Annotated in this window: 13 protein-coding genes and 1 tRNA gene; 13 read left to right on the top strand and 1 reads right to left on the bottom strand. The window is 47.4% G+C overall.

Annotated elements, in window-relative coordinates; genetic code table 11:
• Positions 1 to 7: 7 nt before the first annotated feature.
• From rsmI to Q0Y54_RS01455, 5 genes are all read left to right on the top strand, one after another.
• Positions 8 to 868, top strand: coding sequence for a 16S rRNA (cytidine(1402)-2'-O)-methyltransferase (gene rsmI / locus Q0Y54_RS01475; RefSeq protein WP_297963563.1), 861 nt, complete (start codon positions 8 to 10; stop codon positions 866 to 868).
• Positions 869 to 958: 90 nt separating this feature from the next.
• The gene (gene metG, locus Q0Y54_RS01470) at positions 959 to 2,902 is read left to right on the top strand and encodes a methionine--tRNA ligase (protein WP_297963561.1); all 1,944 of its coding nucleotides are present in this window, start codon (positions 959 to 961) and stop codon (positions 2,900 to 2,902) included.
• A gap of 327 nt (positions 2,903 to 3,229) precedes the next feature.
• Entirely contained in the window at positions 3,230 to 4,015 is a 786-nt protein-coding gene (locus Q0Y54_RS01465; protein ID WP_297963559.1) for a TatD family hydrolase, read from the top strand.
• A 187-nt stretch (positions 4,016 to 4,202) separates the two neighbouring features.
• Complete coding sequence (locus Q0Y54_RS01460) at positions 4,203 to 4,970, top strand: G5 and 3D domain-containing protein (RefSeq protein ID WP_297963557.1); 768 nt, start codon at positions 4,203 to 4,205, stop codon at positions 4,968 to 4,970.
• Between the two features lie 265 nt (positions 4,971 to 5,235).
• Positions 5,236 to 6,927, top strand: a complete 1,692-nt coding sequence (locus Q0Y54_RS01455) for a bifunctional diguanylate cyclase/phosphodiesterase (protein WP_297963555.1) — start codon at positions 5,236 to 5,238, stop codon at positions 6,925 to 6,927.
• A 48-nt stretch (positions 6,928 to 6,975) separates the two neighbouring features.
• On the opposite strand, the gene Q0Y54_RS01450 is transcribed toward Q0Y54_RS01455, so the two are convergent.
• On the bottom strand, positions 6,976 to 7,353 hold the full coding sequence (locus Q0Y54_RS01450) for a hypothetical protein (protein ID WP_297963553.1): 378 nt from the start codon (positions 7,351 to 7,353) through the stop codon (positions 6,976 to 6,978).
• A gap of 266 nt (positions 7,354 to 7,619) precedes the next feature.
• Between Q0Y54_RS01450 and Q0Y54_RS01445 the strand changes: the two genes are divergently transcribed.
• From Q0Y54_RS01445 to Q0Y54_RS01410, 8 genes are all read left to right on the top strand, one after another.
• On the top strand, positions 7,620 to 8,870 hold the full coding sequence (locus Q0Y54_RS01445; RefSeq protein WP_297963551.1) for an amino acid permease: 1,251 nt from the start codon (positions 7,620 to 7,622) through the stop codon (positions 8,868 to 8,870).
• 28 nt (positions 8,871 to 8,898) lie between these two features.
• The gene (locus tag Q0Y54_RS01440) at positions 8,899 to 10,371 is read left to right on the top strand and encodes a hypothetical protein (protein WP_297963549.1); all 1,473 of its coding nucleotides are present in this window, start codon (positions 8,899 to 8,901) and stop codon (positions 10,369 to 10,371) included.
• Positions 10,372 to 10,419: 48 nt separating this feature from the next.
• Positions 10,420 to 10,495: transfer RNA gene (locus Q0Y54_RS01435), tRNA-Thr, on the top strand.
• A 508-nt stretch (positions 10,496 to 11,003) separates the two neighbouring features.
• On the top strand, positions 11,004 to 12,821 hold the full coding sequence (locus Q0Y54_RS01430) for a translation initiation factor IF-2 (protein ID WP_297963547.1): 1,818 nt from the start codon (positions 11,004 to 11,006) through the stop codon (positions 12,819 to 12,821).
• Positions 12,822 to 12,900: 79 nt separating this feature from the next.
• Positions 12,901 to 13,854: a polysaccharide deacetylase family protein gene (locus Q0Y54_RS01425; protein WP_297963545.1), complete on the top strand. Its 954-nt coding sequence runs from the start codon at positions 12,901 to 12,903 to the stop codon at positions 13,852 to 13,854.
• Positions 13,855 to 15,720 carry a glycosyltransferase gene (locus Q0Y54_RS01420; RefSeq protein ID WP_297963543.1) on the top strand — a complete coding sequence of 622 codons (1,866 nt, stop codon included), beginning with the start codon at positions 13,855 to 13,857 and terminating at the stop codon, positions 15,718 to 15,720.
• Entirely contained in the window at positions 15,707 to 17,269 is a 1,563-nt protein-coding gene (locus Q0Y54_RS01415; RefSeq protein ID WP_297963541.1) for a hypothetical protein, read from the top strand. Before Q0Y54_RS01420 ends, Q0Y54_RS01415 begins: the two co-directional genes overlap by 14 nt.
• Entirely contained in the window at positions 17,176 to 17,577 is a 402-nt protein-coding gene (locus tag Q0Y54_RS01410) for a hypothetical protein (RefSeq protein WP_297963539.1), read from the top strand. The genes Q0Y54_RS01415 and Q0Y54_RS01410 overlap by 94 nt, the downstream gene beginning before the upstream one ends.
• Positions 17,578 to 17,585 lie beyond the last annotated feature (8 nt).

Genomic DNA, 17,585 nt, shown 5'->3' with positions numbered 1-17,585 from the left:
CCATTCTATGTCAGAGGAAAATACAACTAAACCGGGCCTGCTGTACCTGTCGGCCACTCCCATTGGCAATCTGGAGGATATGACCTATCGCAGTGTGCGGATTTTGGGGGAGGCGGATCTTATTGCGGCGGAGGATACCCGCCATTCCCGCAAGCTGTTGTCCCACTTTGATATCCACACGCCCCTTACCAGCTATCATGAGCACAACAAGCTGGACAAGGGACCGGAGCTGGTGGAGCACATGCTGGCGGGCCGCACCGTCGTGTGCATCAGTGATGCCGGACTGCCCGGTATTTCTGATCCGGGTGCCCATTTGGCCATGCTGGCCATTGAGGCCGGTATTCAGGTAAGCCCCTTGCCCGGGGCCAATGCCGCTCTATCAGCCCTGATCTGCTCCGGTCTTGATACCACCGCCTTTACCTTTTATGGCTTTTTGCCCAGGACGGGAAAAAAGCGGCGGGAATTGCTGGAGCGTATCGCCAGGCGTCCCGAGACATTGATTTTTTATGAGGCTCCCCACCACCTGAAGGGAACCCTGGGGGATTTGCTGAAGGCCCTGGGTCCCCATCGACGGGCGGTAACTGCCCGGGAATTAACCAAGGCCTTTGAAGAATTTAATCGCCGCAGCTTGGGGGAGCTGGCGGCCTATTATGATGAGCATGAGCCCCGGGGGGAATTTGTCATCATAGTGGAAGGCTTTGATTTGAATAATGAGGTGGAGGCTGGGCCTAAACAGCAGTTGACACCGGCGGAGCTGGTGGCTAAACTGGAAAGGGAGGGCATGGGCCGCAAGGAGGCCATGCGGGAAGCTGCCAAACAATTGGGTATTAGCCGCCGTGACGTATATCAGGCCCTGCTGAATACCTGATTTACCGCCTATAGAGGACCGGCTCCCACCCCCAGCAATCCCCCCCTTCCCCGGCGGAAGGGCATAATACATTTTAGGAGGAAACTTTTCGTGAGCAACAAGAGCTTTTACATAACAACACCAATTTATTATCCAAGTGCCAAGCTGCATATCGGTCACGCCTACTGCACCACCATTGCAGATGCCGTGGCCCGCTATCATCGTTTGGCCGGGGAGGAGGTATTTTTCCTTACCGGCAGTGATGAGCATGGCCAGAAAATTCAGGAGAAGGCTGAGGCCGAAGGTATAAAGCCTATTGAATATACGGATAAAATCGTGGCCGGCTTCCAAAATCTGTGGAAGCTTCTGCATATTTCCAATGATGATTTTATCCGCACCACCCAGCCCCGCCATGAGAAGGTGGTTCAGGAGATTTTCCGCCGGGTATACGACAAGGGGGATATTTACAAGGGCTCCTACAAGGGCTTGTACTGTACTCCATGTGAGAGCTTCTGGACGGAGCTGCAGCTGGACGAAAACGGATGCTGCCCGGATTGCGGCCGCCCGGTAAAGGAAGTGGCCGAGGAAGCCTATTTCTTCAAGATGTCCAACTATGCCGACAGAATTTTAAAGCATATTGAGGATAATCCTGACTTCATTCAGCCCGTATCCCGTCGCAATGAAATGATTAATTTCATCAAGCAGGGTCTGGATGACCTGTGTATTTCCCGTACCTCCTTTGATTGGGGCATTCCTGTACCAATGGACGAAAAGCATGTTATCTACGTGTGGTTTGATGCCCTGACCAACTACCTGACTCCTATAGGCTTTTTGGATGACCAGGAGAAATTCAACAAATTCTGGCCGGCCGATGTTCATCTGGTGGGCAAGGAAATAGTCCGCTTCCACTCCATTATATGGCCATGCATTCTCATGGCCCTGGATTTGCCGCTGCCGAAGCAGATTTACGGTCACGGCTGGCTGGTGGTGGACGGTACCAAGATGTCCAAATCCCTGGGCAATGTTATTGATCCGATTGAGCTCATTGAAAAGTATGGCCCGGATGCCATTCGCTATTTCCTTTTGCGGGAAATTAACCTGGGTCAGGATGGCAACTTCTCCGAGCTGGCCCTGGTACAGCGGATAAATGCAGATTTGGCCAATGATTTGGGCAATTTGCTCCATCGCACCCTTAACATGGTGGGCAAGTTCCAGAATGGCCAGGTGCTGGCTCCCTCCGGCAGGTCGGCAATTGACGACTCCCTTATCAGCGATGCCATGGAGGCAGTACGGGCCTTTGATGAGGGTATGACCGGCATGAAGATAAGCAATGGGGTAAAGGCGGTATGGGCCTTTATCAGTCGGGCCAACAAGTACATTGATGAAACGGCTCCCTGGGCCTTGGCCAAGGATCCTGACAAGAAGCAGGAGCTGGCCAATGTTATGTATAACCTTATCGAATCCATGCGCATAATCAGCGTTCTCATTGCTCCTTATATGCCTGTTACGGCGGAAAAGGTTTGGCAGCAGCTGAATATTCCCGGGGAATTTAAGGATGTCCGCCTGGAGGATATCAGGACCTGGGGGGGAACACCGGCAGGTATGCATATTGGGGAGGCCCAGCAGCTGTTTCCGCGCATCGAGCTGGACAAGGAGGACAAGGTTCAGCCACCAAAGAAGGAAAAGCAGCCTAAGAAGGAGCAGGGGGAGAAAAAAGCGGCTGCCCCGGCGGAGGATGGTCTCATTACCATTGATGATTTCGGCAAGGTAAAGCTGCAGGTGGTGGAAATTGTGGAGGCTGAGCCGGTGCCAAAGGCCGATAAGCTGCTGAAGCTCATTGTTGATACCGGTGAGGGGAAGCGTCAGGTGGTATCGGGAATAGCCCAGCATTACGCAATTGATGAGCTTATTGGGAAGCGGGTAATTTTGGTAATGAATTTAAAGCCGGCCAAGCTGCGGGGCGTTGAGTCCCAGGGCATGATTTTGGCTGCCACCAAGGGTGACCAGCTGGAGGTTGTGACGGTGGATATGCCGGTGGGCAGTGTCGTACGATAAAATGATAACTTATTCAGGTGGAGTTTTAACTCCATCTGAATTTAGTTGAATTTTACCCAGGGCTTTGCGGACGTATCCAGGAGGCAACGCCTATTGGTTAATACGTCCCATGCATCGGATAAAATGAAGACCTACTCAGGCGGAGCTTTAGGCTTCATCTGAAATTACCGGAAATTTACCCGTTGACGTCGGATAAAGATGAATATTTGGGTTGCTGTATTCATACAGCAGCCCTTATTTATATAGAAAAAATAATTGAAAAAACATTGGAACTAAAGATAATTTAGAATAAACCAATTAATTAAAGGCTGTAGGGAGAATATTATAATGAAGGAAAATGCTCTGATCGATACCCATGCCCATATTAACAGTGAACAATTTGACCAGGACAGAGGAAAAATTATTACCAACGCATTGGAAAACAATATCGGTGCCATCATAAATATGGGGGACACCATCCAATCTTCACAGCAGTGTGTGGAGCTGGCTGAACAATATGCTATATGCTACGCCGGCGTTGGGGTTCACCCGGAGGAAGCCTTTGACATGGGGCAGCAGGACCTTGACCAATTGGCTGCTTTGGCACAAAATAACAAGGTGGTATGTATTGGCGAGATAGGGCTGGATTATTATTGGGAAAAGGACCGGGACAAGCGGGGGTTACAGCGGCGTATCTTTATTCAGCAGCTGGATTTGGCCCGTCAGCTGGCACTGCCTGTATGCATCCACAATCGGGAGGCCCATGGCGATACCATGGAAATCATTAAAAAAGAAGGAAAGGGTATTCGGGGGGTAATGCATTGCTTTTCCGGAAGCCTGGAAACTGCCCTGGAGCTGGTAAAGCTGGGCTGGTATATCGGTGTAGACGGTCCCCTGACCTTCAAGAATGCCGCCAAGCTGCCGGAAATCGTCCGACAAATTCCCCTGGAAAGAATTTTGGTGGAAACGGATTGTCCTTATATGGCCCCGTCACCTATGCGGGGAAAAAGAAACGAACCGGCCTTTGTAAGGTATGTGGCAGAAAAATTAGCTGAGTTCAGAGGGGTGGATTTTGAGGAAATTCAAAGGCAAACTACAATTAACGCCAAAGCACTGTATACAAGGCTTAAGTAGCTGCCAAAGGACAAAAAATACCAATGTGGGAGACGGCTGTCAATTTTCAGCCGTTTTTTCATTTATTTTTCATTTTTTGAGTATAATATAACCCCCAAAGTGGTGATTGTGAATTTCAAAAATTTGACAAGACTATTTTTTGCTGATATACTATCAACCATGTTTCAAAAGCAAAGGGAGGAATTGAATGAGTTTTGCTAAAATCCATGTCCGATGTATCCGGGATATCCGGTTCCTGATTTGCATTGGTTTACTGGCTGTGATGACCATGGTAACAGGCTTTGTGTCCCACAGACATGTAACAATTTCAGTGGATGGCCAGCGTATTGAGCTGAGCACTCCATATCACGTTGTGGACAATATCCTTACCCAGGCCGGAGTTACCAGAAATGAGAAGGATATATACAGGGTAACCGCTGATGAAAATGGCGATGAGGTCATCAACATCAGACGAGCTGTACCGGTTGTTGTTGAACACGAGGGCGAAAGGAAAGAGCTGGTTACAGCAAACGCCACGGTAGATGACATTATGATAGAGCTCGGCTACGTAGGTAACAGATATAAGATTGATAAAGCCGGAGAGACAGACGTTGTAGCTGGTATGCACATCAAGGTTACTGATGTACCAGTTGTTCCGGTAAATTCCGTACAAACCCCACAGGGGGCCATGACTTACAAGAGTCATTATACAATGGAGGCTACAGCCTATATTCCAAGTGATGGTGGTGGCAGCGGCATAACCGCTACCGGCATGGTCGCACAGCATGGAGTAGTTGCTGTTGATCCAGATGTGATACCGCTGGGAAGCCACGTGTTCATTCCAGGCTATGGAGTGGCCGTTGCCGGTGATACCGGTGGTGCTATCCGAGGCAATAGAATAGACTTGTGCATGAATACATATCATGAGGCCATCAGCTTTGGCCGTGGTGTGGTGGATGTGTACATATTAAACTAAAACCGGAGATTGCTTCCAGTCTGGAGGCAATAGAAAGCGGGGATTAGTAAGGATAACAACGGTCTTTACTATTCCCCGCTTTCTATTTTGTTCACCCCGGGTTAGCATTGACCATGATATATAAGGTGAATAAGGTGGAAATTGGTGGCACCCTAAGGCTTACGCTAACAAATGTTAATTTTACAATGAAATATTGCTTAATGGGAGTATTTGTTTTACAATAAAAGTCGACGATATGATTATTCACTGTAAATGAGGCTTGTGTATGGCATTAAAAGTAGATATTGATAATCTTCAACGTGCAACGGAAAAATTAATAAAGCGGTTGTTTGCCGAAGGCGTAGTGGATGCCTTGGCTGATGTGCTGGATGAGAATGTTATCGGCTTTAGTCCCTCCGGACACTATTATTCCCGGGGCAGCTGGGAGGTAAAGCGGTTTCTTCAGGGGGAATATGAACGCTTGGCTCCCTGCAGCATCAGTAAGATCCGCAGCCGCCAATTTGTTCGTGAGGGGCAGCTGTCTATTGAGTCCCACATCATTATGACCAGCCTCCAGCAACGTAAGCTGTTATTGTTAAATATCACTACCATGTATCGGATGGTGCCTGATGGGTTTACTATAAATGGCATAAATATGGCATTGGACTATGATCGGGAAAAGACCTATGAGCTGTTGACGGAGTCCAACGTCAGCGATTTGGAATTCCTGGCCTCCTATGATAGTGCCACCGGCTTATTTAACCGGGAAGCCTTCTGCATTCGGGCAGCGGATATGATGACCGATTATCCTGATAAGTCCTTTGACATTCTTCGTATCAATATTGAGCGTTTCAAGATTATCAATGAGATTTTTGGTGAGCAGCAGGGGGACAAGCTCCTTAATTATCTGGCCGGCTTTATGAAAAGCATTGACATGAAGCTGTGCCTTTCTGCCCGGCTGTATGCCGACAATTTTGTTATGTGCTTTGAGGCCAGGGAGGGGGAAGCAGAAAAGCTGATTTATACCATGCAGATAGTGGCCAACAGCTTTGAAATCTCCCACCATACAGTATTGACCTTTGGCCTATATCATGTGGATGACATGAGCATTCCGGTCAGCACCATGATAGAGCGGGCCAATATGGCCTTAAATCAGGTGAAGGGCAATCATGTAACTCCATATTGCGTATATGACGATAAGATGCGCAATCAGATGCTTCTGGAGCAGATGATTGTCAATGAATTCGATTCAGCCCTGGAGCATGGTGGCTTTAAGCTGTTTCTGCAGCCGAAATATGACCTGCGGACGGAACAGATTATTGGTTCAGAGGCATTGGTGCGCTGGATTAAGGAGGATGGCAGCAGTGTAGTGCCCTCCCTGTTTATTCCCGTTCTGGAACGAAACGGCTCCGTGTATGCAGTGGACCGGTATATATGGGAAGAGACCTGTAAAAGCCTCAGAAGGTGGACGGATTCAGGCAAGCTGGTAAAGCCTGTCTCGGTGAATGTGTCCCGTATCGATCTTTACGATCCGGATTTGATCAGCTTTTTGGTGGGACTTACCCAAAAATATGATATTCCCAAGAATTTGCTGGAGCTGGAAATAACCGAATCCGCCTATACCGATGACCCAAAGATGATTATGGAGGTTACGGAACGCCTTCAAAATGAAGGCTTTGTCATTTTAATGGACGACTTTGGCAGCGGCTATTCCTCCCTAAATATGCTTAAGGATATTCATATTGATATATTGAAGCTGGATATGGGCTTTTTGCGGAGCACGGACCAAACCGGCCGGGGAGGCAATATCCTGAGCGCTGTTGTTCAGATGGCCAAAAGCCTTAATCTGCATACCATTGCCGAGGGGGTTGAAACCAGGGAACAGGTGGATTTCCTAAAATCCATAGGCTGTTACTGGGTTCAGGGCTATTATTACTCCAAGCCCATTCCTGTGGAGGAATTTGAGAAGTTAATTTAAAAATATTTAAGCCTGTAGTAAGCTGCCTTACTACAGGCTTAAAATATTTTATAACATTTCCTTCAATTGATTGATTTTCCGTTGGTGGGCCTTTAGGGCGAAATCCAGCCGGGCATTTTCTTCCTCGGAATAACTGCCGCTCTCGATGGCCTGCTGAATTTTTTCTGCCCGGGCGGTGATATCCTTTATTTCGTCCTCCAGAGGCTTCCTTTCCTCCAGGGCAATGCCGTAAATTGTGTGAATGTTATCGATAATGTGCTGGGCATAGCCCCGCTCGGCTGACACCTCCTCCAGGTAATGGGCTACCTCATATATAATATCAAAGGGGCTGGCCGCCTGCTGGATCATGTCCAGGAGCTTCATTTTTATTTCCTCCTGCATGCCGTGGGCCATATCAATAAGCTGCTGATTGTTATGTTCCTCCATACCGTTCACCTCTGAAGGTAATTAAAGCATAAGCAGAAGTATACTGCAAGAGGTTATTTATTTCTATCATGAAAATATGTTATAATAGTCCTTGTCATTTGTGACGGATTTATCCACAGAAAATGGGATAACAGGAAACAAAACATTGTTGATATACAGGGTTATCCACTGAGTTATTCACAAAATGGGGGATAATGTGGATAACTTATTAACAATATTCACAGTAATAGGCTTTGGAATAATGTTCAATATTAGGAGTTGGAGTTATGGAAGGAAAAAATCTGAAACGGGGGCTGAAGAACCGACACCTGCAAATGATGGCCCTGGGGAGTGCCATCGGAACAGGGCTTTTTTATGGTTCGGCCTCTACGATAGCCCTTACCGGTCCCTCGGTAATGGTGGCCTATCTTATTAGCGGCGTGGTGATATATTTTATCATGCGGATGCTGGGGGAAATGTCGGTACATGAGCCGGTGGCCGGCTCCTTCAGCTATTATGCCACCAAATATTGGGGCGGCTTCCCCGGCTTTTTGGCTGGCTGGAATTATTGGTATTGCTATATTATGGTAAGTATGGCGGAGATTACCGCCGTAGGTATATATGTAAATTACTGGTGGCCGGAGGTGCCCCAGGTAGTGGCCATTCTCAGCATGATACTTTTGGGGGCCTATCTGATTATTACCAATCCAGTGGGGTATCCGGGAAATATCAGCAATCTGTGGAGCTATGGCGGCTTCCTCCCCAATGGCGTGTGGGGCATGGCCATGGCCTGCGTGGTGGTGCTGTTTTCCTATGGCGGAATTGAGCTGTTGGGTATTTCCGCCGGTGAAGCCGAGGATCCGGATCGGTCCATTCCCAAGGCCATAAATCAGGTTATTTGGCGAATTTTGATTTTTTACGTGGGGACCATGTTTATCCTTATGTGCCTGTGGCCATGGAATCAGGTGGGAATGGAGTCCAGTCCCTTTGTTCAGATTTTCGATAATGTAGGTATTCCGGCGGCGGCCCATATTCTTAATTTCGTGGTATTATCGGCAGCGGTGTCTGTATACAATTCTGCCATTTACAGCAATTCCCGTATGCTGTACGGCTTGGCCGACAAGGGAGATGCCCCACAGCTATTCAAAAGGGTATCCTCCCGGGGCGTTCCATATATTGGCACCCTGGTTTCATCGGGGATTACCCTGATAATTGTCCTGATGAATTACTTGTTTCCCAGCCAGATTTTCATGTATCTCTTTGCGGTGGTTATAATTTCCGCAGTTATTAACTGGGTATGCATTACCATGACCCACATGAAGTTCCGTCAGTATTGTCAGGAGAATAATATTCACTCCAAATTCAAGTCTGTTTTCTATCCACTTACAAATTATCTTTGCCTGCTGTTCTTGGGCGGGGTAATATTTATGATGTATCAGATACCGGATATGAAGAATGCGGTCTTTGCCCTGCCGGTTTGGCTGTGCATTCTTTATGCCGGTTACCGCTTTAAGCTTAGCCGGGAAAAGCGAAGTTAAACTGTGAGGGGACTATAGGGGAAGAATTATGTCAGAGAATTTATCAATTTATAATCGAATAAAGGAGGCAATGCTGCCGGATGGCACCTTGCCGGAGGATTTTGTACTGCGCCAATTGCCGGACCAGGGCTTGCGGTTTGCCGATGGGGCTATTGACGGTACTGTCCGTTATCACATGGGGCCGACGAAAAATCCTGATATCAGTGCCTTGACCTTGGTGCTGGAGATGGCCTCCCAGGAACGCTTTAAGGATTCGGCCAACGCCCTTATTACTTATTTTCAAAATGGTGGGGTAATGCTGCCGGTGATGGATGCGGTTCAGGATTGGGTTTTTGAGCATCCGGAGAAGCTATCCCCGGAGGCATTGGGCCGGTTTTGCATGACCCTGCTGGTTCAGAGTGAGGATGTGGAATCAGTCAAGTTTGCCATCACCATTTTGGAGCTGCTGGATCGGGAGGAAAGCCAGGAGCTGAAGGATATTCTGCTGGTGCTGGCGGCCTCGGAGGAGCTGACCCTGTTCTGTCTGTTTTTGTTGGGCTCCTTTGAGGAGGGCAATGCCCTGATATATTCTCTGGCCAAGCGGCTGAAGGGTTGGGGCAGAATACATGCGGTAAGTATGCTGAAGCCGGAAAATGACGAAATTGCCCAATGGCTGTTGGAGGAGGGCTGGCAGAATACCATTATGCCGGAATATTCCGCCATTGTAGCCATTAAACGGGGGGGCCTGCTGGAGAAATTGTCCTCTGAGAAGGTGGGAAGGCAGGATTTCATTTTGGCCGGTAAGCTGATTGGCTCCTCCCTGGAGGACAGCCCTGTTCCCGGTCTCAGTAAATACAAGAAGACCAACCAGCTTTTGGGGCTTTACCTGCAGCTGGCCGACACCTATGCTGCCGGGCTGGAGGATTACAGTAATATTTTTGATATCAGAGACTTTTTGGGTAAGGGTGATCTGGCGGACAAGGACAGTTTATTGAAGAAGGCTGATGATATCCTGGCCTCCCATGCTTGTATTGACTGTGTGGAGACTGCCATGGATGCCGGGGAGGGCTTCTATCTTGGAAAGGCACTGGGCCTTGATTATGGGGATAGGGCCATGGCAGCCCTGCGGCGGGATTGGCGGACCAAATATGATATGATTGATTTGCTGCTGCCGGAAAAGCTGTATGTGGATGAAATCATCGCCCTCTTTGAGGAGGAGCTGCCCCTGGAGGATATGGCCTCCGGCCCGGAAAACGAAATGGGCAATGATGAACGGTTTGCAGAGCATGGCATCCTGTCCTACGTTATTCAGGGGCTCCAGGCAGTACCCGGCAAGGGCGAAGGGCTGATATGTGCCGGTCTCTGTTCCCCGGTAATCGGTACCAGAAATATTGCCCTTAACACGGTGGATAAGTGGCGTAAGGCGGATTTTCAGCTTACCCCGGCTATGGAGGCTGCCATAGAACGCCTGAAAAATACTGAGGTAAACAAGCAGACCAAAAAACGTCTGGAAAATTTCTGATAAACCCATTGAAACATTTAGCACAATAGTTTATAATTATACAGTATCGCTGGTGTAACTCAGTTGGTAGAGTACCTCATTCGTAATGAGGGAGTCGCGGGTTCAAGTCCTGTCTCCAGCACCATGTAAGCTAATCCCTGTCCTTTGGCAGGGATTTTTTTATGGCGAATAATATAAAAATATGTTATTGTCGAAGTTATGGCCATGGCAGAGGCGGTTACAGCTTGGCGAAATACCAGGGGGTAATATTTCCCTATATTTGTTAAATTTGGGCCTCTAATTTGCTCATAAAATATATCAAGTATTTTTATGTAACAAATTTAACATTTTTATATTTGTTACACCAATCAAGTGTTTTTACAAAAGTATTGGTAAAAACATCATACCTTTTCTTGAGACTAAAATACTAACATTTCATTTTTTATCCTGATTATGTTGACACAATCTAATGATATAAATAAAATAGTTGTATCTTTTTTAGACTTTAGTTTTCTGTTTAAAATTTGTTTGATAAATATTTATTGGGATGGTAATTTCAAGTTGCAATAACAGGAAAGGGTTGTATAAATGTGAAAAAAATATTTTGTGCCGGACAACGTTCCTTTATGAGCTCTTATATTAAGAGGGGCTTGTTGGGGTTCGTTGTTTTTGGTTTAGAATTTCCAGTAAATATGGCCTACTCCGCTCCCGAAGCTGTGGAGCCGTGGGTTTATGATTCCATTTTACAATTGGCTGCTGAAGGATATCTGGAGCTGCCGGAAAACTCCCTTGGCACCTATTCCCGAAAGGAATTAAGCAATATGGTGGCCAAGGCACTGAATGAAATGGAAAAAAGACGTTCGGGCAGTATCGTGGATGAGTATGCCCGTATTTCCCGTTTGGTGGTTATGGACGAGGTCCAGCTGAAGATATTTGAGGAACAGGCCAAAAAGGCACATGCTTTATATAATTCTGCCCATGATAAGGCTGCCAGGGAGGCCGAAATATATTTGCGCCGTTCCATGAATGGACAAAATCGCCTGGAGGTAATGGGGCCTACCAAGGAGAAGCATGATATTGCCCAGGACAGATATGAAATTGCGGCCCATGATTATGCTGAAGCAGTAAGCCGGGTTGATCAGCGGAGAAAGCTGTTGGCATATGCCAAACAGAAGCAGCAGGCCCTGTTTTATAACATGAGTGGTGGGGAGACCAATAAAAACAGAGCTATACCGCCAAATCCCTATGTGTCCTCCGGGGCACCTGCTCAGGTATACAGCAATACGGTGCCGGACAATGCTATGCCAGATAATGGGGTGCCATATAATGGAATGCCTAATAATGGTGCGCCTTATAATGGTATGTCAAATAATGGGGTACCATACAGTGGAATGCCTAATAATGGTGTGCCTTATAATTGGATGCCAAATAATGGGGTATATAATGGTGCCAATTACAGTATGAACGACTCTGCCCTGGATAATGCCGGTCGTCTTCGGGCCGAATTCCTTACTGAGCTGGAGGAGGGGGGAGAGACGGATGCATACAATGCCCGTCAGCAGCTGTCCTCCCATATTCCAGTTAGCGATATACCTGACCAAAAGTTTAAGCTGGATACGGAGCTGCGGGTGGATTCCCGTCATTCTGACGGGGAGCATGGCGATGGGAACAGGACGCGGGTTCGGGCCCGTCTGTACCCGGATTATGATATTGACGGTAATTGGCATGCAAAGGGTATGGTCGAGGCCGAGAAATTTATTTCCGGTGAAAACAACGACGACGATGCCCATGTACGCCTGGATCGGTATTATTTAAGTGGAAATATTGGTACGGTGCATACGGATGCAGGTGTATTTGGCAATGTTATGGCTGAGGGCAATATTTACGACAGTAAATATAAGGGGATACGCCTCTCCACAACAGATACTCCGGTGCGTTATACCTTTGAATATGGTAATTTAGGTTATGATACCATGAAGCGGTCCTTTGATTTTCTTGCTTCCTACAAGGGACCGGATTATAGCGTTGATGCCGGGTATTATAACTTTAAATATGACAATAATATTACACAGCACATTTATATGGGCAGTTACAAGCATAATGTGGGTATCTTTGACCTGGGAGGCATGGTCCTATACGGCAAGCAGAATAATTTGAGCGGAAAAACCGGTTATGTTTTGTCACTGTCCTATCAGCCGGCGGACAGCTGGCGGCCTTATACCTTCCAAAGCTGGCTGAAGTATTATTATCAGCCTACTGCCACCTATGTAAGTCACACCATGAATGGTATGGCTGACCGCATGCGTACGCATGGGGGCTTTAAGGGCTTCGGAATCGGGGTTACCTACAATCTGCCTGATGCCTGGGCTGTGGGACTTGAGTTCTATAGCCTCAGTGATCTGGATTATGGTCATAGGAGCAATACAATTTGGGGCTATATTTCCAAGAGCTTTAAAAATTACACTGAATAAGGTTTATTTTACACGGGGAAATGCTGTAGTGTTTCAACCGGTAAAGGGTTTGGCCCGTTAAATTAGGAGGTATTGTACTGTGGATTATAAGAAGCTGGGCTTAATTGTGTTTACTGCCCTTGCTGTGTTAGTTGGTTCCCTTATATTTATTCGGGATAATATTGTTGAAAAGAAGGAATTTGTACAGGATATCACCGATCTGAGCAAAAATTATGAAGCTCTGGAGGAAATCAATGAAGCTGCCACCAAACGGCAGGAGCCTGACCTCAAACCGGTGGAGGTTATCACTACCCTTCAGGATGGATCACCGCGTATCGCCATTGTTTTCGATGGAATGCCGGATTATCCCACCACGGCCGGTCTGCTGGACGTATTGAAAAAGCACAAGGCTGAGGCGGTATTCTTTTTGGAGGGGGAAAATGCGGCTGATGTGCCGTCGGTTATTAATATTATTCGTGGGGCAGGTCAGGAAATAGGAAATTATACCTATGTGGGACTGGCCGCCATGGAAAAATGCTCTGTGGAAAGACAGCTTACGGAAATATGCCGGACCCAAAAGGTTATTGCCATGCATGACCCGATACAGCCCACCCTTTTTCGGGCTCCCCGCACGGTCTACACCGATGATTTATTAAAATCCCTTCGGGCAGCCGGACTGGAATACGCTGTAAAGGAAAATGTTCGGTATCAGCCGGGAACCGTTCATAATCAGGCTGAAGCCAATGCCTATGTGTCAGCCATCGCCAATGGCAGCATCGTGGCCATTGCCGCCAATCGTCCAGTGGAGCAAAAGCTGGCTGATCCTATGGTGCTGAATGAAAAACCGGCCATAGACATGAAGCCTACCATAAAGGACAACAATTCAGCTCCGGTTGTTCCAAAGCTGGATTTACCTGAGGAAGTGGATATGCTGCTGACGGCCTTGGACCAGCGCGGCGTTGCGGTGGTTTTTGTGAACCAATTCAGAAAAATCCATTATATACCAGCTAATATTGGAGTTCCAAAGGATAACAAAAAAGGAGGCTCTGATTAAATGACCCAGAAAAAACAGCCGCCTGCGGATGTGCTCTATGAGGAGAAGGCTGATCGCCGCTTATTGTCATATGTTCCGGATGAAAGCGGTCTCAGAAGTAATCACGACCGTCGCGGTCATCATGAAGTGGACGCTGACGGTAAAATTGACTACAGACTGTACGAAAAGGAGGATAAAAGCGGTCAGCGTTATATGGTGGATTATGACGTTACCGTTTCCTTTTATTATCAGGGACAACGGGAGCAGTTTGTGGCCAAGGCTGTTGATATAAGTACCACGGGAATGCTGTTAAGGCTGCCCCTGGGCAAGGAACAGCTCATTAAGGAATCGGATAAGCTAAAATTAAAATTTAAAATTACGCCAGGCTCCATGCCGGAGGGGTATGAAATGAAGATCAGCTCCCTAAAGGCTACCTGTGTCCGCCTGTTTGACAGGGGAGATGGCTCCGTATTGTGCGGCGTTGAATTTACGGATACCCTGGCCCAGTATGCGGCCCACAAGCGGCAAAACTACCTGTTGGCCGCCTCTGCCTTTTGCCTGGGGATAGTAACCCTGGTAATTATTCTGATGCGGGCCGAGTCCGTGGTGTATTTCCGCTTTAATCGCTGGCTTTACCTTTATAGTATTATTGCGGCCACCTTCCTTTTATCAAGGTATTTTTTTGCCACCTTTTACCGTCCTGTAAAGATAAATCCTGATTTTACGCCGGGGGTTACCATAATTGTGCCCTGCTTCAACGAGGAGAATTGGATAAAAACTACCATCTTAAGCTGTATAAATCAGGATTATCCCCCGGAAAAGCTGGAGGTTATCATCATAGACGATTGCTCCAATGACAGCTCGGTGGAGCAGATAAGGGGAGCTATCCAGGAAATTAAAGCTTCAGATACGGCCCAGGGAGGCTATATGGTGGAGGAACGTATCCGCTATATAGTTCAGCCATACAACCAGGGTAAACGGGAGGCCATGGCCCGGGGGGCCAAGGAGGCCAAGCATGAGCTGCTGGTATTCGTGGATTCGGACAGCTTTTTGGATCCCTTTGCCATTCGCAATATTGTTCAGCCCTTTAAGGATAAGGAAATGGGCGGCGTATCCGGCCGTACCGATGTGGCCAATACCTATACCAATACCCTTACCCGTATGCAGGCAGTACGGTACTATATTGCCTTTCGTATTATGAAGGCGGCAGAAAGCTTCTTTGATTCAGTTACCTGTCTGTCCGGGCCTTTATCCTGCTATCGTCGTGATTTGGTGCTGAAATATTCCGATGCCTGGCTCAATCAGACCTTTTTGGGCCAAAAGGCCACCTTTGGCGATGACCGGAGTATGACAAATTTCATTTTGCGTCACCACCGCACCTCCTATCAGGATTCAGCGGTTTGTAGGACCATTGTACCAAACAGCTATGCCATGTTCCTGAAGCAGCAGATGCGCTGGAAACGCTCCTGGCTCCGTGAGTCCCTGATTGCGGCCCGTTATATATGGAAAAAAGAGCCCTTTATGTCCTTGAGCTTTTACATGGGCCTGGTGGTACCGATTGCGGCACCTATCATCGTGCTTTATAACCTGATTTATGTTCCCATAATGCATCGGGTATTTCCAGTAACCTTTGTGGTGGGCATGCTTCTGATGTCCCTGATGATGAGTATGGCCCAGCTGTTCCTTAGACGGAGCACCACCTGGATTTTTGGAATGTGGTTCTGCCTTTATTATGAAATGGTACTTCTTTGGCAGATGCCCGTTGCCTGGTTTACCTTCTGGAAATCTACCTGGGGAACCCGCTTGACCCCTGCTGATTTGAAAGAGATGGAAAAGAAGGGTAAAAAAATGGAGAGAAAGGAACAAAAGCAGAATGAGCCAGAATGAAAGTAGGGATGGACGAATCCGTTCCCTGGGTGATGAGAAATATTCTGCCCGTAAAAATATGATAAAGCGGATACGGGTGATTATCGAGCTGATTGTGGTTGCCCTGATGTTTTTTGTCCTTTATACCTTGTTTTACAGCCTGGACACCTACAAGCCCTATGATACAGCCGGGGGCACTGCAGGTGACCGGGATACCGGATTTGTGGCACTTTCCTATTTTGGCGTGGATCGTATAGGTGATACCTCCACCCTTATCAGTCAAAAGCAGCTGGATAAGCATTTAAGCGCCTTAAAGGATCAGGGCTACGTTACCATTACTCAGCAGGATATCAGGGAATATTATGAGCAGGGGCGGCCCCTGCCGGAAAAATCCCTTTTTCTGATGTTTGAGGATGGGCGGCGTGATACAGCCATATTTTCCCAGCCTATATTGGAGCATTTAAATTTCAAGGCCAGCATCATGGGCTATGGGGAGAATATTGAATCAAGGGATTTAAAATTTCTAAAGCCCTCTGAATATTTGGAGCTGGAGGAGTCCAGCTTTTGGGAAATCGGTACAAACGGCTACCGGCTGGAGTATATAAATGTCTTTGACCGGTATAATAATTACATTGGGGAAATAGATCCATTGCGTTATGCCATGCTGACTCCTTATTTGGAGCGTCACTACAATCATTATCTCATGGATTATATCCGGGACAAGGATGGAATTCCCAAGGAAAGCCATGACCATATGGTACGGCGCATAAGCTACGATTTTAAACGCATTAGGGATGTGTATACCGAAGGGATTGGCCGGGTTCCGGCAGTGTATGTGCACATGCATGGAAACACGGGAAAATTTGCCAATAACAATGCTGTCAGTGTCGTTAATGAAAAGTGGATTAGGGACCTTTTTTCCATAACCTTCAATCGTGAGGGTTATTGCTTTAATCAGCGCAACAGCAGTATTTATGACCTTACCAGAATGCAGCCCCAGCCCTATTGGCCGATTAATCATCTGCTCATGCGGATTAAGTATGACGTCAATACACCTATTGAATTTGTAACAGGGGATGCCGGGCGGCAGGAGCAGTGGAAATTGTTGGAGGGTGCCGCGGAGCTGGAGGACGAAACCTATACCCTTACTACCCTTCCTGAGGGGGTGGCTGTTTCCCAGATTCGGGAGAGCAGTAACCTTCATAATATTAAGGTTACGGTAAATTTGTTGGGTAATGCCTTTGGGGCACAGCAGATTTTCCTGCGCAGCGATGTTAACCGGCAAAATTATATTTGTGTGGAATTGCTGAATAACAGACTGGTGGTAATTGAAAAGACTGGAGACAAGACCAGGGAGCTTCCGGTGAGGAAAATAAACGGGAAGCCGAGGTTCAGGAAAACATGGCCTTTGCCCGCTATGCTACCTCTACCCAGCAGGCAGAAGAGTATTACGCCAGGGCTAAAAATCGTGAAGCTATGCCTGCAGCCTCTATTCAGGATGGGGCTGAGCCCTATGAGCACGTTCAAAGCTTCCATAGACGGGGTAACCACAGGCTGGAAATTGACTTAAAGGATGAGGTGCTGCGCCTAACGCTGGACGGCAAAGGAGTTGACCAGGAAATAATAGTTCACGACACGAACCATGGCAGCGTATTTTTAGGTGCCTCATGGCAGGGTGAGGGCTGGAGCCAGAGAAATCTAGCCGATGATGTCTACGATGCTGTTTTTGAAAAATTTACCATTCGCACCAATACAGGAAAAGAGCTGAAGGATGAAAAGGTGCTGTTTACCACTGAGCTCACTGGCTGGGATAAGTTTTTATTTGATGCAAAGAGTGTGTGGGAGAGTATTCTTTTCTGGTTCTTACGCAACGGTTAAAGGAGCTG

The organism is uncultured Anaerovibrio sp. (assembly GCF_947302755.1).
Lineage (GTDB): Bacteria > Bacillota > Negativicutes > Selenomonadales > Selenomonadaceae > Anaerovibrio.
The sequence above is the reverse complement of the archived record's forward strand: the minus strand, read 5'-3'. Positions and strand labels throughout refer to the sequence as shown.